The 22472-nt window shown below is 36.9% G+C and carries 26 protein-coding genes and 1 tRNA gene; 10 read left to right on the top strand and 17 right to left on the bottom strand.

The genetic code is table 11. The features are described from left to right. Positions 1 to 13: 13 nt before the first annotated feature. The gene (plsY, locus tag ACFSFW_RS09180; RefSeq protein WP_388037396.1) at positions 14 to 583 is read right to left on the bottom strand and encodes a glycerol-3-phosphate 1-O-acyltransferase PlsY; all 570 of its coding nucleotides are present in this window, start codon (positions 581 to 583) and stop codon (positions 14 to 16) included. A 186-nt stretch (positions 584 to 769) separates the two neighbouring features. Between plsY and ACFSFW_RS09175 the strand changes: the two genes are divergently transcribed. Then, a tRNA-Ala gene (locus ACFSFW_RS09175) sits at positions 770 to 841 on the top strand. A 67-nt stretch (positions 842 to 908) separates the two neighbouring features. On the opposite strand, the gene ACFSFW_RS09170 is transcribed toward ACFSFW_RS09175, so the two are convergent. Next, positions 909 to 1826 (bottom strand): TetR/AcrR family transcriptional regulator, encoded by a 918-nt coding sequence (locus ACFSFW_RS09170; RefSeq protein WP_388037394.1) that lies wholly within the window; start codon positions 1824 to 1826, stop codon positions 909 to 911. A 237-nt stretch (positions 1827 to 2063) separates the two neighbouring features. Between ACFSFW_RS09170 and ACFSFW_RS09165 the strand changes: the two genes are divergently transcribed. Then, entirely contained in the window at positions 2064 to 2486 is a 423-nt protein-coding gene (locus tag ACFSFW_RS09165) for a universal stress protein (RefSeq protein WP_304215904.1), read from the top strand. A gap of 185 nt (positions 2487 to 2671) precedes the next feature. Beyond that, positions 2672 to 4156, top strand: a complete 1485-nt coding sequence (locus ACFSFW_RS09160; RefSeq protein ID WP_099355593.1) for an aldehyde dehydrogenase family protein — start codon at positions 2672 to 2674, stop codon at positions 4154 to 4156. Positions 4157 to 4225: 69 nt separating this feature from the next. Here ACFSFW_RS09160 and ACFSFW_RS09155 read toward each other — a convergent pair whose 3' ends face one another. From ACFSFW_RS09155 to ACFSFW_RS09145, 3 genes are all read right to left on the bottom strand, one after another. Next, positions 4226 to 4840, bottom strand: a complete 615-nt coding sequence (locus ACFSFW_RS09155) for a YitT family protein (protein ID WP_388037391.1) — start codon at positions 4838 to 4840, stop codon at positions 4226 to 4228. A gap of 70 nt (positions 4841 to 4910) precedes the next feature. Further along, positions 4911 to 5648: an NUDIX hydrolase gene (locus tag ACFSFW_RS09150; protein ID WP_388037388.1), complete on the bottom strand. Its 738-nt coding sequence runs from the start codon at positions 5646 to 5648 to the stop codon at positions 4911 to 4913. 130 nt (positions 5649 to 5778) lie between these two features. Further along, positions 5779 to 6300 carry a hypothetical protein gene (locus tag ACFSFW_RS09145; RefSeq protein WP_304215912.1) on the bottom strand — a complete coding sequence of 174 codons (522 nt, stop codon included), beginning with the start codon at positions 6298 to 6300 and terminating at the stop codon, positions 5779 to 5781. Between the two features lie 264 nt (positions 6301 to 6564). Between ACFSFW_RS09145 and ACFSFW_RS09140 the strand changes: the two genes are divergently transcribed. The 3 genes from ACFSFW_RS09140 (at position 6565) to ACFSFW_RS09130 (ending at position 8957) form a co-directional block, all read left to right on the top strand. Continuing rightward, positions 6565 to 7290, top strand: coding sequence for a glucosaminidase domain-containing protein (locus tag ACFSFW_RS09140; protein ID WP_388037385.1), 726 nt, complete (start codon positions 6565 to 6567; stop codon positions 7288 to 7290). A 123-nt stretch (positions 7291 to 7413) separates the two neighbouring features. Beyond that, entirely contained in the window at positions 7414 to 8178 is a 765-nt protein-coding gene (locus ACFSFW_RS09135) for a CPBP family intramembrane glutamic endopeptidase (protein WP_304215917.1), read from the top strand. Between the two features lie 98 nt (positions 8179 to 8276). Continuing rightward, a complete protein-coding gene (locus tag ACFSFW_RS09130; RefSeq protein ID WP_304215919.1) occupies positions 8277 to 8957 on the top strand; it encodes an SIMPL domain-containing protein in 681 nt (226 codons plus the stop codon). Between the two features lie 43 nt (positions 8958 to 9000). On the opposite strand, the gene ACFSFW_RS09125 is transcribed toward ACFSFW_RS09130, so the two are convergent. From ACFSFW_RS09125 to ACFSFW_RS09115, 3 genes are all read right to left on the bottom strand, one after another. Further along, positions 9001 to 9711, bottom strand: a complete 711-nt coding sequence (locus ACFSFW_RS09125; RefSeq protein ID WP_388037380.1) for a CBS domain-containing protein — start codon at positions 9709 to 9711, stop codon at positions 9001 to 9003. A gap of 101 nt (positions 9712 to 9812) precedes the next feature. Further along, positions 9813 to 9971, bottom strand: coding sequence for a DUF2639 domain-containing protein (locus ACFSFW_RS09120; protein ID WP_099355587.1), 159 nt, complete (start codon positions 9969 to 9971; stop codon positions 9813 to 9815). A gap of 1428 nt (positions 9972 to 11399) precedes the next feature. Further along, positions 11400 to 11579: an H-type small acid-soluble spore protein gene (locus ACFSFW_RS09115; protein ID WP_304215925.1), complete on the bottom strand. Its 180-nt coding sequence runs from the start codon at positions 11577 to 11579 to the stop codon at positions 11400 to 11402. A gap of 125 nt (positions 11580 to 11704) precedes the next feature. On the opposite strand from ACFSFW_RS09115, the gene ACFSFW_RS09110 reads away from it, so the two are divergent. Together ACFSFW_RS09110 and ACFSFW_RS09105 are read left to right on the top strand one after the other, a co-directional pair. Next, on the top strand, positions 11705 to 11953 hold the full coding sequence (locus tag ACFSFW_RS09110; RefSeq protein WP_099355585.1) for an atypical membrane-integrating protein (Mistic protein): 249 nt from the start codon (positions 11705 to 11707) through the stop codon (positions 11951 to 11953). A gap of 21 nt (positions 11954 to 11974) precedes the next feature. Further along, positions 11975 to 12967: a potassium channel family protein gene (locus ACFSFW_RS09105; protein ID WP_388037375.1), complete on the top strand. Its 993-nt coding sequence runs from the start codon at positions 11975 to 11977 to the stop codon at positions 12965 to 12967. Positions 12968 to 13008: 41 nt separating this feature from the next. Here the strand turns inward: ACFSFW_RS09105 and ACFSFW_RS09100 are convergent, their stop codons facing one another. The 5 genes from ACFSFW_RS09100 to ACFSFW_RS09080 form a co-directional block, all read right to left on the bottom strand. Beyond that, a complete protein-coding gene (locus ACFSFW_RS09100; RefSeq protein WP_388037372.1) occupies positions 13009 to 14355 on the bottom strand; it encodes a glucose-6-phosphate isomerase in 1347 nt (448 codons plus the stop codon). A 164-nt stretch (positions 14356 to 14519) separates the two neighbouring features. Beyond that, complete coding sequence (locus tag ACFSFW_RS09095) at positions 14520 to 15683, bottom strand: iron-containing alcohol dehydrogenase (RefSeq protein WP_388037369.1); 1164 nt, start codon at positions 15681 to 15683, stop codon at positions 14520 to 14522. Positions 15684 to 15818: 135 nt separating this feature from the next. Further along, a complete protein-coding gene (gene yugI / locus ACFSFW_RS09090; RefSeq protein WP_099355581.1) occupies positions 15819 to 16205 on the bottom strand; it encodes a S1 domain-containing post-transcriptional regulator GSP13 in 387 nt (128 codons plus the stop codon). A 288-nt stretch (positions 16206 to 16493) separates the two neighbouring features. Further along, complete coding sequence (locus ACFSFW_RS09085; RefSeq protein ID WP_388037366.1) at positions 16494 to 17663, bottom strand: aminotransferase; 1170 nt, start codon at positions 17661 to 17663, stop codon at positions 16494 to 16496. Continuing rightward, entirely contained in the window at positions 17660 to 18160 is a 501-nt protein-coding gene (locus tag ACFSFW_RS09080) for an Lrp/AsnC family transcriptional regulator (RefSeq protein ID WP_099361766.1), read from the bottom strand. Before ACFSFW_RS09080 ends, ACFSFW_RS09085 begins: the two co-directional genes overlap by 4 nt. Before the next feature lie 165 nt (positions 18161 to 18325). Here ACFSFW_RS09080 and ACFSFW_RS09075 point away from each other — a divergent pair, with 165 nt between their 5' ends. Further along, on the top strand, positions 18326 to 19129 hold the full coding sequence (locus ACFSFW_RS09075; protein ID WP_388037363.1) for an alpha/beta fold hydrolase: 804 nt from the start codon (positions 18326 to 18328) through the stop codon (positions 19127 to 19129). A gap of 26 nt (positions 19130 to 19155) precedes the next feature. Here the strand turns inward: ACFSFW_RS09075 and ACFSFW_RS09070 are convergent, their stop codons facing one another. After that, positions 19156 to 19416, bottom strand: a complete 261-nt coding sequence (locus ACFSFW_RS09070; protein ID WP_304215940.1) for a DUF1871 family protein — start codon at positions 19414 to 19416, stop codon at positions 19156 to 19158. A 14-nt stretch (positions 19417 to 19430) separates the two neighbouring features. Further along, positions 19431 to 19640, bottom strand: coding sequence for a hypothetical protein (locus ACFSFW_RS09065; protein WP_304215942.1), 210 nt, complete (start codon positions 19638 to 19640; stop codon positions 19431 to 19433). Positions 19641 to 19775: 135 nt separating this feature from the next. Here ACFSFW_RS09065 and kapB point away from each other — a divergent pair, with 135 nt between their 5' ends. Beyond that, positions 19776 to 20159 carry a kinase-associated lipoprotein KapB gene (kapB, locus tag ACFSFW_RS09060; protein WP_304215944.1) on the top strand — a complete coding sequence of 128 codons (384 nt, stop codon included), beginning with the start codon at positions 19776 to 19778 and terminating at the stop codon, positions 20157 to 20159. Between the two features lie 160 nt (positions 20160 to 20319). Here kapB and ACFSFW_RS09055 read toward each other — a convergent pair whose 3' ends face one another. Continuing rightward, the gene (locus ACFSFW_RS09055) at positions 20320 to 21648 is read right to left on the bottom strand and encodes a C40 family peptidase (RefSeq protein ID WP_304215946.1); all 1329 of its coding nucleotides are present in this window, start codon (positions 21646 to 21648) and stop codon (positions 20320 to 20322) included. Positions 21649 to 21780: 132 nt separating this feature from the next. Further along, complete coding sequence (gene kapD / locus ACFSFW_RS09050) at positions 21781 to 22404, bottom strand: 3'-5' exonuclease KapD (RefSeq protein WP_304215948.1); 624 nt, start codon at positions 22402 to 22404, stop codon at positions 21781 to 21783. Positions 22405 to 22472: the final 68 nt, after the last annotated feature.

The following is a 22472-nucleotide window of genomic DNA, read 5'->3' as shown; positions in this document are numbered from 1 at the left end:
GGAATCACTCCGCTTATATGTTTTTATTCACTAATTTTTCCTTTAGATTGTCACGATGTGCCATTAGTAATAGGGCGATTACGATAAAAATAAGAATACATTCACGGATGGAATAATCCATGAACCAATAAATGACTGGAACAGTAAGAAAAGCAGACATTCCAGCTAACGTAAAGCTCCTCAAAATCAATAATAAAAGAAGGAAGATCGCACCAAATACTAGAAACGGTTGATAAGCCAATACAACTAATCCACCAGCTGCGGTCGCAATTCCTTTTCCGCCTTTAAATTTGAGAGTAATTGGCCAAATATGTCCGATGACGACTGCAATTAATGAGAGAATCTGAATTTCAAATGAAAAATTCAAGTATTTTGCACCTAGAACTACAACCATCCCTTTTAAAACATCACCAATGGCTGTTAGCAAAAATCCCTTCTTTCCTAGCAATCTACCAGCATTCCGAGCTCCTACATTCCCACTACCAAGTTTGCGAATATCCTCGCCTTTCATAAACCTCATGACGACATATCCGGTCATAATCGACCCTATAAAATAAGAAGCTAATACATATAAATAAATCACAAGTCCACCACCATTTTAGGTTTAATCAATTTTACCATTTTTTTCTGGTTATTTATATCGAAATTAAAGGATTCTTTTACAGATTTTTAGTAGAATATATGAATTTTTGGAGATCCTCATGCAAAAAAACGTATTAAAATATTGTCTATTAAGAAGCCACATGATATAATTTTGCTAAATTCATACGGGGTTGTAGCTCAGGGGGAGAGCATTTGCCTGGCAGGCAAAGGGTCGTGGGTTCGATTCCCATCAACTCCATCATTAAAGTCACTCTTTGGTCCACATTGAGTGGCTTTTCTTATTGATAAAAGCACAACAGACCCGATCAGTTTGATTGGGTCTGTTCTTGGTTTAATATATGCTCTCTCACAAAGTGAGCAAACTGAGAAAGCTCTTCTGTTTGTTGAAGCTCTTTGCTCATCACTAAAGATAATAGTGAGCTCTCGATGAGAAAGAGACGTGGGAGTTTATTATTCATAGCTTCTTCCTGAATGAAGTCAACTAATTGATGGTACTTTACTTTTTCCGGTTCATTTTGACGAATCTTCATAATCGCCTTTTTCAGGTCATTTGATTTTTCGAAAAATTCATTTTGAACATTCTTTTTCCCTTCATTCTTTTCAGGCAACCATGTTTTTAGTAACTCAGGATTCAATAGCTTATTATTTGCTTTATCTACATCTTCAACTAACGTTATTAAGCGATCGACACAATATTGAATGATGGCTTCATGATCAACTCTCGGACCGTACGTAAAGAAATGATATTGAAACGATTGTTGTAGCATTCCGGAAAAAAGAATCGCACAATCCAATAAATACTCACGTTTCTCTTCACCAAATAAGTCAATAAAACGATAATAAAGCCATCTAAGTTGCATTAACTGAAATTGTTTTACAAACTGCTTTAAGTCCGGATCATTCGATACAAGGGCCTCTTCAATCAGAGCATAAAGTTTGTTTTGCTTATTTAGCTGGAAAAAGAGACCAAGTTGTTTACTAAAGATATCAATATTCGCAAGGTTTTCACCTATTAATAATCTATTCCGTTCTTCCTCATTTTTAATTTGGATTGAGTTAAAAACGGCCATAAACAGTTCGCTTTTTGAAGAAAAATAGTTATAAAAGGTCCCCTTTGAAATCCCACTAGAATCAAGGATATCTTGGATTGACGTGGCTTGAAACCCTTTTTCCATAAAGAGTTGATGAGCCTTTTCTAAGACATATTGTTTTCGTTCATTCATGTTCAATCCCTACTTCTGAACTGCCATTTTTTAAATTTTATAGTAAATGATTTAACTAAAGAATTCAAATTTCAAATGGAATAACTTTTGTAAATTCGTTATTATTTCAACAATTTTGTTAACTACATCTGCTAATACAAGAATACCATTATAATAGAAGTAGGGGTTGATTTTTATTTCTATTTGCATGTTGCACTTAGAAAGCTCAATCTCACCAAATTGAAAGGGGTTTCCTTTATGAACAGACTACTTGTTCCTGTTGATGGTTCCACTCATTCTATTAAAGCATTACAATTCGCGTTAAAACTAGCAGATGAAAAAAATTCAGAAATCGTATTACTTAATGTCCAGCCAAGTTATAATACTCCAAATGTAAAACGTTTTGTTGGGAAAGAACAAATTAGAGAGTATCAAACCGAAGAAAGTAAAAATGCGTTTGAACGTGCAATAGCAGAACTAAAAAGTGTCACTATCCCCGTCGAGACAAAATTAAGAATTGGTGATCCATCAATTGAAATATGTGAGGAAGCAAGAGAATCACAAGCAACGCAAATTATCATGGGATATAGGGGACTTGGCGCTATCAAACGAACCGTGCTTGGCAGTGTAAGCTATAAAGTATTACATGATGCTCCATGTCCAGTAACAATTGTTCCTTAATAACGTATTCTTGGTAGAATGATTGATTATCAATCATTCTTTTTTTGTCGAAAAAACCCGTCATGAATTGTCGGAATTTTTTACCAAAAGTTGGTTGATTACTAGTTTATAAATGTTACCATTAGTATTGAAGGTGTTTTAGCAATGCCTGTATTGCTAGTTTCATATTAAAAAGGAGGAAGAAAATGAGCCAATTAATTTTTGCATTACGAGAAAAGGTTGAGTCATTTTTAAGAGGGACTAAGAAGCTTTATATCAATGGAGAATTTGTTGAGAGTGCTTCTGGTAAAACGTTCGAATCCTATAATCCAGCTACCGGGGAAGTTTTAGCAACTGTAAGTGAAGCTGGTCCAGAAGATATTGACCGTGCTGTAAAAGCTGCCCGAAAAGCTTTTGATGAAGGCCCTTGGCAAAAAATGACGGCAGCCGAAAGAAGCCGTATCATGTATAAACTGGCAGATTTGATGGAGCTACATAAAGATGAGCTAGCACAGTTGGAAACATTGGATAATGGAAAACCGATTCGTGAAACATCAAATGCAGATATTCCTCTAGCAATTGAACATATGCGTTATTATGCTGGATGGTCTACGAAAATTGTAGGACAAACTATTCCTGTAAATGGACCATTCTTTAACTATACTCGTCATGAGGCTGTTGGTGTTGTGGGTCAGATCATTCCATGGAACTTCCCACTATTAATGGCAATGTGGAAGCTTGGTGCAGCTCTTGCAACTGGTTGTACGATTGTATTAAAGCCAGCTGAACAAACTCCTCTTTCTGCTCTTTATTTAGCAGAGCTAATGGAAGAAGCCGGATTCCCAGCTGGGGTTGTGAATATCGTTCCTGGATTTGGTGAAACAGCTGGTCAACCTCTAGTTGATCATCCATTGGTTGATAAGATTGCGTTCACTGGTTCAACAGAAGTAGGAAAAAGCATCATGGAAAGAGCCTCCAAAACATTAAAACGTGTAACATTAGAATTAGGAGGAAAATCTCCAAATATTATTTTACCTGATGCTGATCTTTCAAAGGCCATCCCTGGTGCATTAAATGGGGTTATGTTTAACCAAGGTCAGGTATGTTGTGCTGGGTCACGTGTTTTCATACAAAAGAAACAATTTGATAATGTTGTGGCAGACATGGCAAGCCATGCTGAGAAGATTAAACAAGGTGCAGGTTTGCATTCTGATACAGAAATTGGACCACTTGTTTCAATCGAACAACAAAATCGCGTTTTAGGATATATTGAAAAAGGAATTAACGAAGGTGCAGAACTAGTTGTCGGTGGTCAAAAACCATTTGAAGAAGGCTATTTCGTATCTCCAACTATTTTTGCGAATGTAAAAGACGAAATGACAATCGCGAAAGAAGAAATCTTTGGTCCTGTTATTTCGGCAATGCCATATGATGACCTTGATGAATTAATTGCACGTGCAAATAATTCTGAGTATGGTCTTGCAGCTGGTGTGTGGACGCGAGATGTTGGGAAAGCACATTATATCGCAAACAACTTACGAGCTGGTACAGTATGGGTTAACTGCTATAATGCATTCGATGCAGCTTCTCCGTTCGGTGGCTACAAGCAATCCGGAATCGGCCGTGAAATGGGATCCTATGCATTAAATAACTATTCAGAAGTAAAGAGTGTCTGGATTGCTATGAACTAAATAACAACTCAACAGTAGCTTGAATTAAAATAGGCGAGAACCTCATTTAAGGGTTCTCGCTTTTTTTTGTTAATACGTATTTGTATTATGTTTTTGAATTTGCCGTTTTGGCAATTGGACCTTATATAAGAGATCGATAATCCGTGTGCTTATAAATTGACTAACGAGCGCATAAATGATGATTTTCCAATCCACGATAATTCCTGTCGCAAGCAAAATCGTACCATTAATTGCAAACAGTGTTTTTCCTGGTGAAAATCCTTTAAGTTTTGAAATGATTAAAGCTAAAATATCCATTCCACCTGATGAGGCACCCATTCGAAATAATATCCCAATTCCAACACCAAAGATCATCGAACCTACTATTAAATCAACGATTACATTTGATATGGGATTTGTTACCAACGGACTGATCAGACGAATGGTGAGTGCTGTAACTGTGACACAGTACAGCGTCCAAATCGCGGCCTCTTTTCCAAGCCACTTAATCGCAGCAAATAAAAGACCCGCATTTAGTACCCAAAGCGTAATATCAAAAGGAGTACCCGCTAAAAAGTTGACCAGTACTGCAACACTAGCTGCTCCTCCAGTTGGAATATAATGTGGAAATAAAAAGGTTGCCATGGCAAAGCCCTGAATGATCGCTGCAATTCCAAGTATTAAACCTTTGTTCATTAATTTCATGATGTGAGCTCCTATGACTAAACCAAATTTTATTATAATGGTACCATTATTTATGAAAGTTAAAAAGTAACTAATTTCCTTCAAATCTTGCTAATAATTCATATGGTCTCACTTTAAAAGCTTCATATGGCACATAATCTCCTTTTAGCGCATCAAGAACACGTGGTTTAAACTTTGGCCTCTTTATATAATCAGCAAAATTAAATTCATTTATTTTTACAAAAGCTACTTCTTTTGTTTCGTTAGACGTCGTTAAATTGCCTCCACTATATTCCCCGCGAAAAACAATTGAAACGACACTTCCATTTGAATATACACCCGTTACACCATGTAATCGCACATGAACCCCTGTTTCTTCGAAAATTTCCCGACAAAGGGCCTTGTCTAACGTCTCACCTTCATCAACTCCACCTCCAGGAAGCTCCCAAGTATCAGATCGCCAAAAAGTCTTTACCAGTAATACTTCGTTATTATCATTTGTGATAAATCCACTTACACTGACTGTGTGTTTAGGGGACTCATACGTACCTGTCGAAGATAAGAAATCCTCCTTACAATCTAAGTAATGCTTTTTTAGTTCCTCTATTTTCTGTTTCTCTTTGTAAACTCTTTTTTCAATTTTTATATACTCGTCCATATTTGGATATTCCCAAACGGCCATTATTTCCTTATTGGATTCATCTTGCCACTGCCCAATTAGTTTTGCACCATTTTTAATTTGAATGGGGATAAAGTGGTCATTTAAAAATTGGGCACATTGAGAAGCATTGCTCGGGTTGACTCTGTATATTATACGTTTATATAACATTGTTCTCATTCCTTTTTCAAAGCTAATGTATCATACGTCAAAGTCTTCAATCGGTTTGGACATTTTATTTCATAATAAAAAGACCTGCTTTACCGTAAGATAAGTGGTAAGCAGGTCTCTTTCTTTTTAATTAATCTTTCCAAATAATTTCACCCGATTTTGTTTTAGGATCGATTTCAACTTCGAAATCGTGTTTTTCGTAAAAATAGACAAGACGATCAACGTGATCCCAGTCTCTTTTTGCGATATCGCCTGTAATAACAGGGATGTTTTGTTCGCGCGCAATTTCCTTTAAATGATTCATGCAAATCGAACCATAGCCCTGGTTCGCAGGTCCTTTGATATCACCAATATGAATCGCATTAGCTTCATCTTTGTATTGTGCCTGAAGTGAAAAATCCCAGTTACCTCTATAGGCTGTGTCACAATCATTCACCATGATTTGGCAACGATTGCCGTCATCAAAGGCCGATACAATTACCCATTTTTCTTCCTTTGATTGGTCAATACCGATAATTTGATGCTTTTTAGAAATTTCTTTGATGTTATCTTGCATGCGAAAAAGCTGAAACTGTAAATCCTCTAAATCCTGTTTGACCTCTGACGGGTTCTTATTCAGATCCTCTTTCATTAGCAAACTTTGAAAATACATAACAAACACCTTTCATTGTATATTTTTTGCCTTAAAAGCAATTTACTTCCATTTTATTGATAAAAATGGGAAATGTTTACGTTTCTGACAACGAACATACAGTTTCAGATTATACTAGACTAACAGTATATTTGCAAACAACCTATACCCTTTGTCATCTTTTTATAAGATTGTTATAACCTCTTTGTAACATAACTGTCATTTTAGTATGTTAGGATAGTTTCCATGAGTAGGAAAAAGGTCTTATGAAGGAGGTAGGATAATATGAAAATCTCAAACCTTTTACTTAAAAAACCAGCCCTCATTTATATAATTGGTGTTGTAATCATTATAGGAACAAGTATTTTCGCTACCATGCAACATTCAAATGCTGAAACACTTGAAAAGAAAAACACGCCAGCAATTAATCCAGTAAAAGAATTAAAGAAAGAAAAAATAAATAATCAAAAACCGCAAAGCAAGCCTGTGCAAATGGCTTCAAAAAATTATAATGTAGAACAGGAAAATACTATTACTGGTCAAGAATTGGACAAGCATTTAAAGGGAAATCTAAAAGGTTTAGGACCAAACTTTGTAAAATCGGGTGAAGAGCATGATATTGATCCTGTATTTTTAGCAGCATTAGCTGCTCAGGAAACCGGTTGGGGAGATTCTGAAATTTCAACCTCACCTTGGAACAATATTGGGGGTATTACATGTATGCCTGATATTTACGCCGATATTTTTGGGGAAGATTATCCAAACCCTGGTTGCCAGGAATTAGTCGAAGGTGGAACAGAATGGCAAAAGTTTCGTTCTATTGAAGATAGTATCCATTTTAAAGCGATCTATTTAAAGAAATACTATGTCGAGAACGGAAATGAAACAATCGGTGAAATCCAAACAATCTATGCTCCAAATCAAGCAGCGAATGACGCCACTGGTCTAAATAATCAATGGGTAAAAAATATTGTATCCATTATGAATAATGTTAAAGAAGATCAAGTATGATTAAGGTGCCTTAATGGGCACCTTTTTTTGTTTAACTTGAAAAATAAAAATGAACTTTCTCAACACTTCATTCGTATTATCTACGGAAAATAAATGATAACGAAAATGAATGAGGGTGTTTAGATGACAGAGTTTTTTATATTTTGGATAGCTGCATCAATCGGGGCAATCGTCGTTATGCCCTATCAGTTTAAAATGTTAAAAGGAAAAATTGAAGAGGATACAATAAAGAATCCCACTAAAAAGATTCCTCCTACACCAGTACTTGTTTTAATCAGTATCATTCAAAGTGTTGTGTTATTAGGAGTTTCCGCATTTATTGGAACATGGCTTGCTCCAAAAGTTGACTTACATTGGTGGTTAATTGATTCCTGGTTAGATGGGAGCACTGTTCCCTACGACATCTCAGGGACCATTCTTCTGAGTATTGTGATTGGATTTGTTGTAGCCATTATCATCATCGGTTTGGATATTCTTTTCATGAAAAAGATACCTAATGTTCAAATGGATGAACCTTCTAGATTTCAATCGTTTTTAGCTTCATTTTATGGTGGAATCTCAGAGGAAGTTTTAACCCGCTTATTTTTAATGACAGCAGTGGTATATGTATTAAGCCTTTTAGGGTTAGGCGATCTTGCATATTGGATTGGGATCATCGTTGCTGCCCTTTTATTCGGCGTAGGACATTTGCCGGCTGCTTTTGGACTTTTCGGCAAATCCAAAATCGTTATTATCCGTACGGTTTTACTTAATGCCATACCTGGAATGTTGTTTGGGTATTTATATTGGAAGTTTGGAATTGAAATAGCCATGATTGCTCACTTTACAGGGGATATATGTTTACACGTCATTTTTGGACCATTGTATCGAAAAAGAATGGCTGGCTAAGCTCATGAAATCCGTGGGCTTTATTTTTTTGTATGCACACCTAAATGTTCTCGAAGTAATACAATACCAAAAAGATTATTTTGGGAAGGAGCTCTACGATGTATTATTATGAACCTTGGATGATGCGTTCTCAACCTAAAAGGAACAATAGTACCAATACACATCGAATGCAAGTAAATGGTGAGGGAATTGTTACAACTGCGCCGAACATTGCCACCATCACATTAGGTGTCATCACAGAAAGTAGCACAGTTACTGAAGCTCAAAATGAAAATAACCAACTAACAAAAAAGGTCATAGATTCTTTATTAGGACTAGGGATACCAAATGAACATATCAAAACAGTAGATTTTCGAATCGACATCATTTATGACTATGAAAACTCGAAACAGACCTTAAGGGGCTACCGAGTGACTCATATGTTACAAATATCAGATGTGGACATCCAATCGGTAGGTACCGTTGTAGATACAGCCGTTCAGAACGGAGCCAATACGGTGACGAATATTACTTTTACAGTACGCAATCCTCAAATATATTATGAAAGAGCACTTCAGAATGCCGTTCAAGACGGACAAGATAAAGCAAGGACAATCGCAAAAAAATTAGGAGTTGCACTTCAAGAGGTTCCCCTTCAAATTAAGGAGTTATCACAGCAAAGCCCACCTGTTCCATTTCAAACTGCAATGTTTGCCAAAAGTGAAGCTGCTACACCGATCCAAGCTGGGGAATTGACGATAACCGCTAGGGTGGAAGCGACGTTCCTATATTCAGTTTAATAATTAAAAGGCACTGTTCTCAGTGCCTTTTTAGTTCGCGTATTTAATCAATTTCAATTAGGTCCCATGATGTGATGATCCCTAATGGCTTTTCGTCGATTTGTCCAGTTTCGGTTATGATGACCGCTTCTAGTTTTTTACCATGGGCATGGCGTTTCTCAAACTTTTCTTCAACGACAAATATATCACAATTTTGATCAACAAATTCGATTAGATGCTTTGTTTCGTAGGGGATAACTTCCCCAACTCGGATATTTGATAAATCGATACTATCATTTGATAAATGTTTGGCCATCCATTTCATTATGGCCCCAGACGTTAAAATTCCAATGCATGTACCATCATTGTAAATCGGAAACTTCGTATACGAATTATTATGGATAGCAAGAATCACATCTTTAATAGAGGAATGAAAATTAAAATAAATAACAGGGCGACTTGAAATCGATAATGCCGTTACTGGTTTCTCCAAAAGAGCTGCAATTTCCTCAATCCGCTCAACCACTTCTTGATGTGGCTCAGCTATATAAAAATCAGCACGTAATTTTTCATGGACAATCGCATTGCGGAGCTTAGCAAATTGAAAGAGTTCATCCTTATAGGAACGGATTATGGCATGCCTTTTTGCACCATGTGCAACCAATTGACTAAATATATCTCCATTCACATTCTTGACCATTTTACTTAATGCTTTATGAACACGATTGAAGGCTATCTCAAATCGTTGTGATAAATCGATTTCGACTGTTTCCACTGATCCCCCTCCTACTCATCTCTTATTATATTTTAAAAATGAGTAGATTTGGAGAAAAATGTTCGCACAAAAAAAGCAGCCTCGAGGACCGCTTTTGACAATTATTTATCTGCTTCTTTATCCGCAACTAGTTCAAAATATAATTTTCGTAGGATATATGTTTTATACGTTTCTAGTTTTTTACGCTCAACTGGATGATGGTAAATCCCTTTTTCTTTTAATTGTTTCACATACCAACCCTTTGATCCTGGATAAGACATATCAAATCCCCCTCTTTTTTTCGCTTGTCCTATATGTATGCTTGGAAGAGAAAAAGAATGAATATCCTTTAAAAAAATTTTATAGAGTTTGTAACCTTTTACAAGACAGGTCGTCTAATTCAATGAAGTTTTCATTTCTCTCTTGCCTCTAATTACTCTCTCATAATTAGAGGCACTTTTTACTTCATTTCCCCTATCATTTATATATACAAAAAACCTCTAGGGTGTCCTAGAGGTTTTTTGGTTTGCATGAAAGATTCCAATATGCAAATAGTATATAAAAGAGGTGATTGTGTGAAGAAGGAGACACTTAGTTGGATTTTAACTGGACTTGTGATTGCTTTTTTTCTATGCTCATTTTTCTACTTTAGTTCGGATATATTCGCAAAATTCATTAGTGGATTTTGGGATTAAAAAAGCTCCCCTTTGCGTAAAATGGGAGCTTTTGTTTTGTCATTCAATATTAGTAAGGAACATGGTAGTTCTCGGTGAGTCCACTTGATGATTCTGACTCAGGAACTTGAAACTTCTACGGTGAGTCTGAATTCAAGGGTTTTTCTGACAGACTCAATAAGTAACTTCTCCTTTGTGTCAGAATGCTTAGCCAATTCGGACTCAATGAACTAGAAAACTCTGCGGTGAGTCTGAATACAAGGGTTATTCTGACAGACTCAACCACTTACTTCTCCTTTGTGTCAGAATGCTTGGCTCATTCGGACTCAGTGAACACAGAAAACTCTACGGTGTGTCCCAATACAAGGGATTTTCTGACAGACTCAGCAAGTAACTACTCCTTTGTGTCAGAATGCAAAGCTTATTCGGACTCAGTGAACCAAAAAACTCTACGGTGAGTCTGAATACAAGGGTTATTCTGACAGACTCAACCCGAAACTTCTCCCTTGTGTCAGAATGCTAGGCTCATTCGGACTCAGTGAACTAGAATACTCTACGGTGAGTCTGAAATCAAGGGTTTTTCTGACAGACTCAACCAGTAACTTCTACTTTGTGCCAGAATGCTTGGTCAATTCGGACTCAGTGAACACAGAAAACTCTACGGTGTGTCCCAATACAAGGGTTATTCTGACAGACTTAACCCGAAACATCTCCCTTGTGTCAGAATGCAAAGCTTATTCGGACTCAGTGAACAAAAAAACTCTACGGTGAGTCTGAATTCAAGGGTTATTCTGACAGCCTCAACCACTAACTACTCCTTTGTGTCAGAATTACGGGTTGATTCCGACAGACTCAACCAGAAAAAGCTCCAGTGAGTCCAATTGTGTCATTGATTCGGACTCTTAGCACCCAGATACCTCTAAAGCAAGTCGGAATGCCGGGATGATTCAGACAGAGAAAACAATAATTTTCTCTTTCCAGTCAAAATGCCACCCTACACCCGGCAAAAATCAACCCGATCTAATACTTTTGTACTTACATTTCTTCCAATTCAGCTACTGGGACAATATTTTTTTCATGCTCCCTACCTTTAAGGTGGACTGTGCACATATTCCCCTGCTCATCGCAGCTGTCAATCCATACTGAAGTGCCTTGATAATGAACGGTAACTTCATTTGATGAAGATAAGATTTGCCTTGCTCTACGAATATCCATTCTACTCACTCCCAATTAATATTTTCTTCCCTCCAATAGTTTCCGAATTTCTAGGAAATTTATGCAAAAATAGCAAGCTTTTGAACACACTATATAGGAAAGGATCAAGGAAGAGGAGTAAACGTATGAAGCTTAATGAAAATGAGAAGAAGACACTTAGTGATTCGATTGATCGGTTAAATGAAGGCTTAGATGTTGTCATTCAGTTATACAATGAGGCAGAAGAAGACAAGCCTCTGATTGAATTTGATCAAGAGGTTATTGAAGCCATTGAAAAAGCGAAGGAGACCTTTGGAGACGAAGAGATTACTCGTAGGATTAATACAATCATAAAAGAGATCTTTGCCTTTCTACCAAAAGATGAAAAAAAATAGAAGAAAAAAGGAGTGGAGTGTTTGTTAACAAGTATCTTAGCTTCCTTTTTTAAGCGCTTTTTGATTGCCAAGCTTATTGGAATTGTTTTATTAGTCATCATCATCTTTGGTGCCATTATTCACTTAATTGAGCCGGAAAACTTTCCAACCGTTTTCGACGGGGTTTGGTGGTCGATTGTCACCGCCGCAACAGTAGGATACGGTGATTATGCTCCAACTTCATTTGTTGGAAGAATTGTGGGGATGTTTCTGATCTTTATCGGTGTTGGAATTGTAACCCGCTATTTCGCTGCGATTTCAACTTCAACCTTCGTTACTCAAAATGCATACCTTGAAGGTACGTCTGGATTCCACGGAAAAAAACACATTATAATCATTGGTTGGAATGAACGGGTAAGGGAAACCATTTCTTTTCTTAAAACTCCGGGGTCAGCAACTGAAATTTTGTTAATTGATGATTCCTTAGAAAAAAACCCGATGCCTGGCAATCATTTTCATTTTATAAAAGGGGATCCAACTCGTGATGAAACCCTAAAGCAAGCAAATATACAGGATGCAGAAATGGTCTTAGTTACCGCCGACCAAGGCAAGGATGAAGTACATGCTGATATGCTCACCATCTTGACATTACTTGCGATAAAAGGGTTGAATCCAACCGTTTATACAATTGTAGAAATACTAACCACTCATCAGATTCAGAATGCAAAGCGTGGTGGTGCAGATGAAATCATCCAAACTAATCGGCTTTCAAGTTTGGTGATGGTCAATAGTCTTTTTTCACATGGAGTGTCTGATGCTTTGCTGTCCATGTTAGTTGATTTAAAAGGTGTAAAACTTCAGTTTTTGGAAACTACCTTTGATTTGGTGGGATTAACTTTTCAAAAAGCGAGTGAAACATTATTAAAAGAAGGGAAAATTTTAATTGGAATTAAACGAGGCGAAGAAATAACAATTAATCCTCCACTTTCACTTGAAATACGAAAAAATGATCACATTCTAATCATAAAAAGTTAAAAGGGATTCTCGATGCGAGAATCCCTTTTTCTATGATCAGCTTATAAGCGTTTTTCTAGTTCAGCCTTCTTCTCTTCGAAGCCAGGCTTACCTAGTAGAGCAAACATATTAACTTTGTATGCTTCTACACCTGGTTGGTCGAATGGATTTACACCTAATAGGTATCCACTCATTGCACATGCTTTCTCAAAGAAGTACACAAGGTATCCAAATGAATACTCGTCCATTTCTGGTACATGGACAATTAGATTTGGTACGCCTCCATCTGTATGAGCAAGCATTGTACCTTCGAATGCTTTCTTATTAACAAAATCAACTGATTTTCCAGCTAAATAATTTAATCCATCTAAATCATTATCTTCTGCTTCAACAATTAATTCATGACGGGATTTTTCGATATTAATAACTGTTTCAAATAAATCACGTCGCCCTTCTTGAACATATTGTCCAAGTGAGTGAAGGTCTGTTGAGAAGTTTGCAGACGATGGATAAATCCCTTTTTGGTCTTTCCCTTCACTTTCGCCAAATAATTGCTTCCACCATTCAGAGAAATATTGAAGTCCTGGTTCATAGTTGATTAACATTTCAATTGTTTTGCCTTTGTTGTATAGTGCATTACGAACAGCCGCATATTGGTAAGCAGCGTTCTCTTCAAGCTCTGATTTAGAGAAATCAACACTTGCTGCTTGTGCACCCTTCATCATTTCTTCAATATTTGCACCACTAACGGCAATTGGAAGTAGTCCAACAGCTGTTAAAACGGAGTAACGACCACCAACATCATCAGGAATGACGAAGGATTCATAGCCTTCTTCAGTTGCTAAAGTTTTTAATGCACCACGTGCTTTGTCAGTTGTTGCAAAGATACGGCCACGAGCTTCTTCTTTTCCGTATTTTTCAATTAACATTTTACGGAAGATACGGAATGCTAGTGCTGGTTCAGTTGTTGTTCCAGATTTAGAAATGACGTTAATTGAATAATCTTTACCTTCTAGTAAATCCATAAGGTCTTTCATATATGTAGAACTGATGTTGTTCCCTACAAATACGATTTGTGGTGTTTTACGTTGTTCCTTTGATAAGGAATTATAGAAGGAGTGGTTTAACCAATCAATAGCTGCTTTTGCACCAAGATAAGAACCACCGATACCAATCACTAGTAAAATGTCAGAATCTGATTTGATTTTTTTAGCGCTCTTTTGAATGCGAGAAAATTCTTCTTTGTCATATTCGGAAGGAAGGTCTACCCATCCTAAGAAATCACTACCTGCGCCTGTTTTTTCATGTATAGAATGGTGTGCGACCTTAACCGCATCACGTAGATATGTAATTTCATGTTCTCCAAAAAAAGTTAATGCTTTTGAATAATCAAAACGAACATGTGTCATTTTCAATACCTCCACCCTTTAATTTTCAATGCCTCTTTCACTGTAACCAAACTTTTCTGTTAAATCAAGACCGTCGTCTCACTGTAAGCGTAGCCATTTAAAAAAAGTAAAAAAAAGTACTCACACAGGTAGTATGAGCCTTTTTTGCAGTTTATAAATATCAATTATAGAGATGCTTTTAGTATTTCAAGCGAATCTTGTTTGCCTAGTACTTTAAAGCGACCAAATTCACCGAAAACAACTGTTTTTTCAGCCATTAGTTCAAGGTTTTCTTCGTCAATGTCGTAATCTGCCAATCTTGATGGTGCACCAATGCTGTTCCAAAACTCTCTTAGCTTATCGATTCCTTCAAGTGCTACTTCACGCTCTGTTTTTCCTTCAGGATCGACATCAAAGACACGAACAGCCAATTGCTTGAAACGGTCTACATTTTCATCCAAAACATGCTTCATCCAATTCGGGAATAGAATCGCAAGTCCACCACCATGAGGGATGTCATATACAGCAGATACGGCATGTTCAATATTATGTGTAGCCCAATCCCCGCTATATCCCATGTTTAACATTTTATTTAAGGCAAGAGTTCCATTAAGCATAATGGTCGCTCTGTAATCATAGTTTTCTAAGTCATTAATTAGTTTTGGTGCCGTTTCGATGACCGTCTTTAGTATAGACTCACACCATCTGTCTTGGGTTAACGTGTTCGGTTCATGATGGAAATAATGTTCCAACACATGTGACATCATATCCACCATTCCATACACTGTTTGATCCTTTGGCAGAGAATATGTATAAACTGGATCTAAAATTGAAAATTTAGGAAACACAGCAGGACTTCCCCATCCATATTTTTCATTCGTTTCCCAATTTGTAATAACCGAGCCTGAATTCATTTCTGAACCTGTCGCAGCTATTGTCAATACAGTTCCTAAAGGAAGAGCGTCAGTAGCCACTGCTTTTCGAGACATGAAATCCCATACATCACCATCGTATTTTACGCCAACGGCTATTGCTTTTGTACAGTCAATAACACTTCCACCACCAACTGCGAGTAAAAATTCAATGCCTTCCTTACGGCAGATTTCTATTCCTTTTCTGACTGTAGACAGACGAGGATTAGGTTCTACTCCAGAAAACTCGTGTACCTCTGCCCCTATTTCATTTAATTGGTGAATGACTTGGTCGTACAAACCATTTCTTTTGATGCTACCGCCACCATATATAAGCAATACTTTTTTTCCGTATTGGGGAATTTCAGTTTTAAGTTCTTGTACCTGCCCTTTACCAAAAATAAGCTTAGTTGGGTTGTAATATGTAAAGTTTTCCAAAATAATCGCCTCCTGTAAAAAATTATGGCAATGTTACAACATGTTGTAAAGTAGTTTGCTCTTTACATTATCTTCTACTTTTATTAATATATGTAAAAAAAGAGGCTATTCAATGAATGCCTCTTTTCCTGGTTCTTAGTTAAAATTCGATTGTTCAATCCATTCTTCAAGCTTATCCTTTAAAGTGTTGAAACCTTGAGGGCTTTCAGCATTTGCTGGTTGTGCTTGTGCTGGACGTTTTTTAGGCTTAGCAGTTCTTTGTACCGGCTTTTCTGGTGCTTCTTCAGTTGCACGAATTGATAGACCGATTTTTCCTGCGCCTTCATCAATAGATAAAATCTTTACATTTACTTCATCGCCAACTTTAACATGTTCGTTAATATCTTTAACAAAACCATGAGTTACTTCTGAAATATGAACTAAACCTTGTGTATTTTCGTCTAAAGCAACAAATGCTCCATAAGGTTGAATCCCTGTAATTTTACCCTTAACAACATTTCCTACTTCGAATTTTTCTGTCATGCTACCCAACTCCTAAAACTTTAGTTTACATACCTTTATATACGCAATAAACAATTATAACACAGAATAGCCATTTATTCAAAAAAAGAACCTTTTCTCTTTTAGAGTTACCATTTCGAGATGAAATTATGAAGGAGGTAATATTTATCATTTTGATAATAGCGGGATCTGTGCAGTGTTTAAAATAGGTGATTGCTGGAGATACTACTTTCAAAGGCTTTCTAGTATTCCCCTTTTGTATGTAGGACAAAACCAAAATCGGTTTTGTCCATTTTTTTATACAGTTTTTTATACAAGATTATTGTTTTTCAAGAATCGGCCCATTCGTTTGACTGCTTCTTGGAGCTGCTCGAGTGAAGATGCATACGAGCAACGGATAAACCCTTCACCACTTTCACCGAATACATTACCAGGGACAACTGCTACTCTTTCCTCCATCAGTAAACGATGCGCAAATTCCTCAGATGATAATCCTGTTTCTTTAATAGACGGAAATGCATAGAAAGCACCGCCTGGCATATGACAAGATAGTCCAATTTCCTGTAACGAGGACACGAAGAAGTTTCTACGCTGACGATAGCTTTTTCTCATATATTCTACATCAGAAAGTCCATTTCGAAGAGCCTCGATTGCTCCGTACTGAGCCATTGTCGAAGCACACATCATGGTATATTGATGAATTTTCAACATAGCTTCCGAAATTTCTCTTGGAGCAGCAGAATAACCTAAGCGCCATCCAGTCATAGCAAAGCCCTTTGAAAATCCAGAAACAAGGATTGTGCGCTCAAACATCCCAGGGATACTTGAAAAACTTGTATATTTGCCTTCATAGGAAAGTTCTGCATAAATCTCATCTGAAATCACAAGTAAATCATGCTTTTCCACAATTTTAGCAATTGCTTCAAGTTCTTCCTTCCTAAGCATTGTTCCTGTTGGATTATTTGGAGAACAAATAATAATGGCCTTTGTACGTTCTGTTACTACTTTTTCTATTTCTTCTGGCTGTAGCTTAAATTCATTTTCAGGTCTCGTATGCACAGGGATTGGAACTCCGCCTGCTAGCGAAACTATTGGGCTGTACGCAACAAACGTTGGTTCCACAATGATTACTTCATCACCTGGATCGACTACTGCACGCAATGCTAAATCAATTGCTTGGCTTCCGCCGACGGTCACAATAACCTCATGTTCAGGAGTATATTTCACCCCAAATGACCTATGTAAATAAGCTGAAATTTCCTGCCGCAGTTCAAGAAGTCCTGCATTTCCTGTGTAAGATGTAATACCTGACTCGATAGATTGAATGCTCGCTTCTCGAATTGACCAAGGTGTTACAAAATCAGGTTCACCCACACCTAACGAAATGACACCCTCCATCGTTACTGCTAAATCAAAGAATCGACGGATTCCGGAAGGTTGTAATTCTTGCACTTTTTTAGAAAGGTACTGAGAAGTCATGGTGTCACCACAATCCGTTTATCATCTTCACCTTGATCAAAAATAGTCCCATCATGCTTATATTTTTTCAAAATAAAATGAGTTGTTGTCGAAAGAACAGAATCAAGTGTTGAAAGCTTCTCAGACACAAAAGAACCAACTTCTGACATCGTTTTACCTTCAATTACAACCGATAAATCATATGCTCCAGACATTAAATAAACAGATTTTACTTCTTTAAAATGATAGATACGTTTGGCAATTTCATCAAAGCCGACACCTTTTTTCGGGGTTACCTTTACATCAATCATAGCTGTTACACCTTCATGGCCTTCAACTTTCTTCCAGTCCACGATTGTGTTATACTCCACAATAATCTTTTGATCTTCGAGTTTTTGAATAATGCCATCGACTTCATCGACACTTTTGCCAACTAATTTTGCAATTGTTTCCACAGGAAGTCGTCCGTTGTTTTCAATAATCTCAAGTATTTCAATTTCATTTTCCTGTAACTGCATAATGGTCACTCCTAGTAATTTGAATTGAATTTTTGTCACTTATTATATCAGATAAATGAATAGTATATTGAATTATTTTATATTCATTCGAAATTTTATGAGTTTTTCTATCCCCTTTGGTAAAAATAGGGATAAATCAATAGTGTAGGATGTGGATTTTCATCAATGGATACGATACAAATTAAGGGAGTAAATCTTCATTATGAGTTATACCAACATAGTAAAAAGAAGCCCGTTCTTGTCATGTTGCACGGCTTCTTATCATCCTCATTTAGCTTTCGAAGACTGATTCCCTTTTTAAAGGAAGAGTATACAATTTTATCGATTGACCTCCCCCCTTTCGGTAAGAGTGAAAAATCGACAAGATTCACGTACTCTTATTCAAATATTGCGTATGTGGTATGCGATTTGATTCGGTCTTTTCATTTTTCAAAAGTGAATTTAGTTGGCCATTCGATGGGGGGCCAAATATGCCTATACATTGCAAAGCAAGCGCCTGATCTAGTAGATAAATTAGTTTTGTTGTGCAGCTCAGGCTATATGAAACGAATGCCAAAGTCCTTAATCTATTCTTCCTATCTTCCCTATTTTCATTTTATTGTAAAAAGGAAGCTAGCCAAGCAAGGGGTATTACATAATTTACGTAATGTCGTGCATAACCATGAACTCATTGACCAAGAAATGATTGATGGATATACAGAGCCCTTCTTGGATAACCGAATTTTTATGGGATTAACGCGAATGATTCGCCATCGTGAGGGAGACTTACCGTCTGAAGAATTAAAAAAGATCAACCATCCTGTCTTTTTAATTTGGGGTGAAAAAGATCGAGTTGTTCCAATTTCTGTAGGGAAAAGGCTTCATCAGGACCTCCCAAATTCTAGTTTTGTTTCCATTAAGAATACGGGGCATTTGGTTCCTGAAGAATGTCCCGAGAAGGTTTACGAGTATATTTCGGAGTTTATCTAAAAAAAAGATGGGTTGCCCCATCTTTTTTACAGTTCGCACGTCGCATTATTTAAAATGGATAAGAGTTTTACGGCCATGTCCTCACATTCTTTTAGTGGAATGACTTCCTCAAAGGAGAATTCAAAAATAGACTGTATTTTCCTTGCTAATTTACCGGGATTATCAAATTGATGGGCTGCCTGTAAAACATCCACCGCTTCTGTTTCATAGGAACCGACTCCATAGCCAAGTGGATCCCATTCTTGTAGCATAATCATAATTTGAAAATTTGTTTGTTGATTTTCCATAGAATCACCTAAAATTACTTCGTGAAATTATTTTTGTCTTGTTTTATTAATTGCTTCTCTAGTTCCTCAGCTTTCGCTTGTTCTTTTTTTGAATGCTTGATAAATAAGCGAAACACGATAAACGCAACAATTAAGCAAATAACAGTCGTTATTCCAGCAGGAATATATTCTGATTTATCCTCAGGGAAATATAGAAACAGGTTTAATACTGGTAAAAGCAGCATTCTTACACACCTTTCAACCTATAATGATAGCTTTTTACATTATATCACAAACCTAAGACGTGTTATAAGATGCTTGTTCGAATGACGTCGGTTATAATGGAAAGAGTTAGAAATTTGCAGAAGGAGTGATTTTAAATGTCTGATGAATTTAAAGTTGGTGATATTGTAACTGGAATTTATAAGACTGGAAAATATATTGGAGAAATTACAGCAATTAAACCTGAGCATTATCTTGTGAAGGTAAAGGCTGTTTTAAAGCATCCAATGCAAGGGGATATTCATTCACCGAAGGATGTTAATGTTCCACTTTTTCAAGAACGTAGAGCTCTTGCTTTTAACGAGCAGACAAATGTTCCGAAAAAGATGGTACGCCATTACAAAGAGGAAGTTCCAGAATACAAGTCCTCTTTAAGAGAAGCAGTGGAAAAAACAAAGAATGATTTACAAGCTGAAGGAACAGAGTGGGCACTGCGCAGTCTTGAAAACATGAACGTGTTGGAGAAAGATTATTTTAAATAAGCCCTTGAGTCAAATTTTAGGCTAATGACCATTAAATGTATTTATTGGCCGTAAATTTAATTTATAAGCCGTATTTTTACCTTATCGGCTATAAATCACAATTATTGGCCGAGAACATAGAAAACCTACGGATTCAGTTGTTCCGTAGGTTTTTCTTTTTTTAGTAAACCCGCTTGGCGCCTACATAATATTTGGACCAATACGTATTATCCATCGATACAACGTCTATTCCCTTTGAGGATGTGGCGGAAATAAATTTGTTATTCCCTACATAAAAGCCAACATGGGAGATACGGCCAGTATCATTGACCGCAAAAAACACGAGGTCTCCCTGCTGTAAATTTGCTTTTGAGACAGGCGTCCCCATCGTATAATAGCCTGCTGATGTAGTTCTTGGGATGTCAATTCCATGACGCGCATGCATAAAGGAAACGAAACCAGAACAATCAAATCCAGCTGTTGTCGTTCCTCCCCACAAGTATGGAATTCCTACAAAATTATACGAGTCATTCACTAAATCTTGAAGCACCTGCTCTCGGTTTTGTGTTCCTTGTTCAGCTTGAGCAGTTCCACTCACTTTTAATACTTGTCCAATTGAAAGAGTATTTGTTGTCAGCTTATTGATGTTTTTAAGCTCCGTCACACTCATATTATAAGTTCGAGCAATTCCATATAAGGTATCTCCTGCTTTTACGGTATATGTAGCACTTGCTACATTTTGCTGTGGGGCTGCCGCTGTATTTCCTAGCTGTAATGTTTGACCCACATAGAGCATCGATGATGTTAAGTTATTATTTTTCATGATTTGGTCAACCGTAGTGTTAGCTCGTTGGGCTATTGAATATAATGAATCGCCAGGTTGAACCGTATATGTGTTGTCTTGTATTTGAATGGTCTGTGGTGCAGTACCGATTACTTGTAGGGTTTGTCCCACATGGATGGTGTTTGAAGTTAGATTATTTAATTGCTTGATTTGATCAATACTCATGTTATAAGAATTAGCAATGGAGTAAAGTGTGTCACCACGGGTTACTGTATACGTTGCTGTCGTTTGTGGAGGTTTGGCCTCACTAATTACAAGCGTTTGTCCAGGGTAGATCATATCACCGGTTAAATGGTTTAGTTGTTTTACCTGGGACACGGTTAGATTATATTGTTTTGCAATTCCATATAGTGTATCACCGTTTGCAACCGTATGTGTTGTTTGGGTTTGGGAACTTGCTTGGTTATTGCTGGCTGCCTCTACTTTAGAGGAATGGTGTCCTCCCACTAAAGTAATTGTTGCGATTACCATTGTCCCCATCATGACCTTTACGATATTCGGATTTAGGGTAGGGACTTTTTCATTGAGATACATGCGAATGCTTTCGTTTAGATGAAGCTTTTTGCCTTGTTCTGGTGTACCAATTTCACTTGAAAACTCCTCTAACTGGGGATCTATATATAAACATACAGTTTGTGGATTCTCTATTTTATGGCCAATAAACATAAGGCATCCCTCCTTTTGAAATTAGGATATCCTAACGGGATGCGATTATTTTTCAAATCAATTGTAAAAATTCGACAGTGCTATCAAATTTTAAAAATAAAAACCAATTCACTTGATGAGCGAATTGGTTTTTTATAGTGCAAATTTATTTAATACTTTCGAGAAATCGACTCGATCGCCGATAGTTGTTGGCTCTGGTTTGGATAAATAGCGTTTATCATTTTCAACTAACTTGAATATATTAAAGGTTGTAAGGGCGTCATCAAGGGCACAATGATGTTTGCCTGTCCCTTCTTTACCATACTCTTGGACCGCCTTCCAAAGACCTGTCTGATTTTGGTCCCCAAAAAAGCGTTTATATTCCATAGACAAGTCCCTTTGCTTTCCTTTAAAAGGAAAAGGAATTCCAGCCCGTTGAGAATTATGGCGCAAAACCTTCATATCCATATTTCCCCATGTGATGATGGTGCTAGATGAATGATTTTCATACCGTGAGAGCTTATTAACCAACTCTTGAAATGTGATACCGTGATCGACTTGCTCTTGAGAAATGTTTAAAAAGGACTTACATCGTTCTGTTAATGTAGGAAATTTTATTGGTTTCACATATGACGAGTATTGTTCGATTATTTTTTGGTTCCTCACGCAAACAAGTCCAACTTCAATAATCTCGGGGTAAAATCCTTGTGGGTTGTTTTTTCTCTCTGGCATTGTAAATTCAAAATCAATAAACAAATATTGATGCTGATTATCCACTCCTAAACCTCCTTTATCTTATTAGTCTAGTAAAGTTAGATACTACCTTTACAATACAAAACCAACGA

This window comes from Ferdinandcohnia salidurans, from assembly GCF_042680725.1.
Classification (GTDB): domain Bacteria; phylum Bacillota; class Bacilli; order Bacillales; family Bacillaceae_L; genus Ferdinandcohnia; species Ferdinandcohnia salidurans.
Note: the sequence above shows the minus strand (reverse complement) of the source record. Positions and strands in the feature narration are given on the sequence as shown.

Coding starts and splice junctions, on each gene's coding strand:
- ACFSFW_RS09170 (WP_388037394.1), bottom strand. CDS start 1,826: ATGAATGAACGAAAACAATATGTCTTAGAAAAGGCTCATCAACTCTTT.
- ACFSFW_RS09165 (WP_304215904.1), top strand. CDS start 2,064: ATGAACAGACTACTTGTTCCTGTTGATGGTTCCACTCATTCTATTAAA.
- ACFSFW_RS09160 (WP_099355593.1), top strand. CDS start 2,672: ATGAGCCAATTAATTTTTGCATTACGAGAAAAGGTTGAGTCATTTTTA.
- ACFSFW_RS09155 (WP_388037391.1), bottom strand. CDS start 4,840: ATGAAATTAATGAACAAAGGTTTAATACTTGGAATTGCAGCGATCATT.
- ACFSFW_RS09150 (WP_388037388.1), bottom strand. CDS start 5,648: ATGTTATATAAACGTATAATATACAGAGTCAACCCGAGCAATGCTTCT.
- ACFSFW_RS09145 (WP_304215912.1), bottom strand. CDS start 6,300: ATGTATTTTCAAAGTTTGCTAATGAAAGAGGATCTGAATAAGAACCCG.
- ACFSFW_RS09140 (WP_388037385.1), top strand. CDS start 6,565: ATGAAAATCTCAAACCTTTTACTTAAAAAACCAGCCCTCATTTATATA.
- ACFSFW_RS09135 (WP_304215917.1), top strand. CDS start 7,414: ATGACAGAGTTTTTTATATTTTGGATAGCTGCATCAATCGGGGCAATC.
- ACFSFW_RS09130 (WP_304215919.1), top strand. CDS start 8,277: ATGTATTATTATGAACCTTGGATGATGCGTTCTCAACCTAAAAGGAAC.
- ACFSFW_RS09120 (WP_099355587.1), bottom strand. CDS start 9,971: ATGTCTTATCCAGGATCAAAGGGTTGGTATGTGAAACAATTAAAAGAA.
- ACFSFW_RS09115 (WP_304215925.1), bottom strand. CDS start 11,579: ATGGATATTCGTAGAGCAAGGCAAATCTTATCTTCATCAAATGAAGTT.
- ACFSFW_RS09110 (WP_099355585.1), top strand. CDS start 11,705: ATGAAGCTTAATGAAAATGAGAAGAAGACACTTAGTGATTCGATTGAT.
- ACFSFW_RS09100 (WP_388037372.1), bottom strand. CDS start 14,355: ATGACACATGTTCGTTTTGATTATTCAAAAGCATTAACTTTTTTTGGA.
- yugI (WP_099355581.1), bottom strand. CDS start 16,205: ATGACAGAAAAATTCGAAGTAGGAAATGTTGTTAAGGGTAAAATTACA.
- ACFSFW_RS09085 (WP_388037366.1), bottom strand. CDS start 17,663: ATGACTTCTCAGTACCTTTCTAAAAAAGTGCAAGAATTACAACCTTCC.
- ACFSFW_RS09080 (WP_099361766.1), bottom strand. CDS start 18,160: ATGCAGTTACAGGAAAATGAAATTGAAATACTTGAGATTATTGAAAAC.
- ACFSFW_RS09075 (WP_388037363.1), top strand. CDS start 18,326: ATGGATACGATACAAATTAAGGGAGTAAATCTTCATTATGAGTTATAC.
- ACFSFW_RS09070 (WP_304215940.1), bottom strand. CDS start 19,416: ATGGAAAATCAACAAACAAATTTTCAAATTATGATTATGCTACAAGAA.
- ACFSFW_RS09065 (WP_304215942.1), bottom strand. CDS start 19,640: ATGCTGCTTTTACCAGTATTAAACCTGTTTCTATATTTCCCTGAGGAT.
- kapB (WP_304215944.1), top strand. CDS start 19,776: ATGTCTGATGAATTTAAAGTTGGTGATATTGTAACTGGAATTTATAAG.
- ACFSFW_RS09055 (WP_304215946.1), bottom strand. CDS start 21,648: ATGTTTATTGGCCATAAAATAGAGAATCCACAAACTGTATGTTTATAT.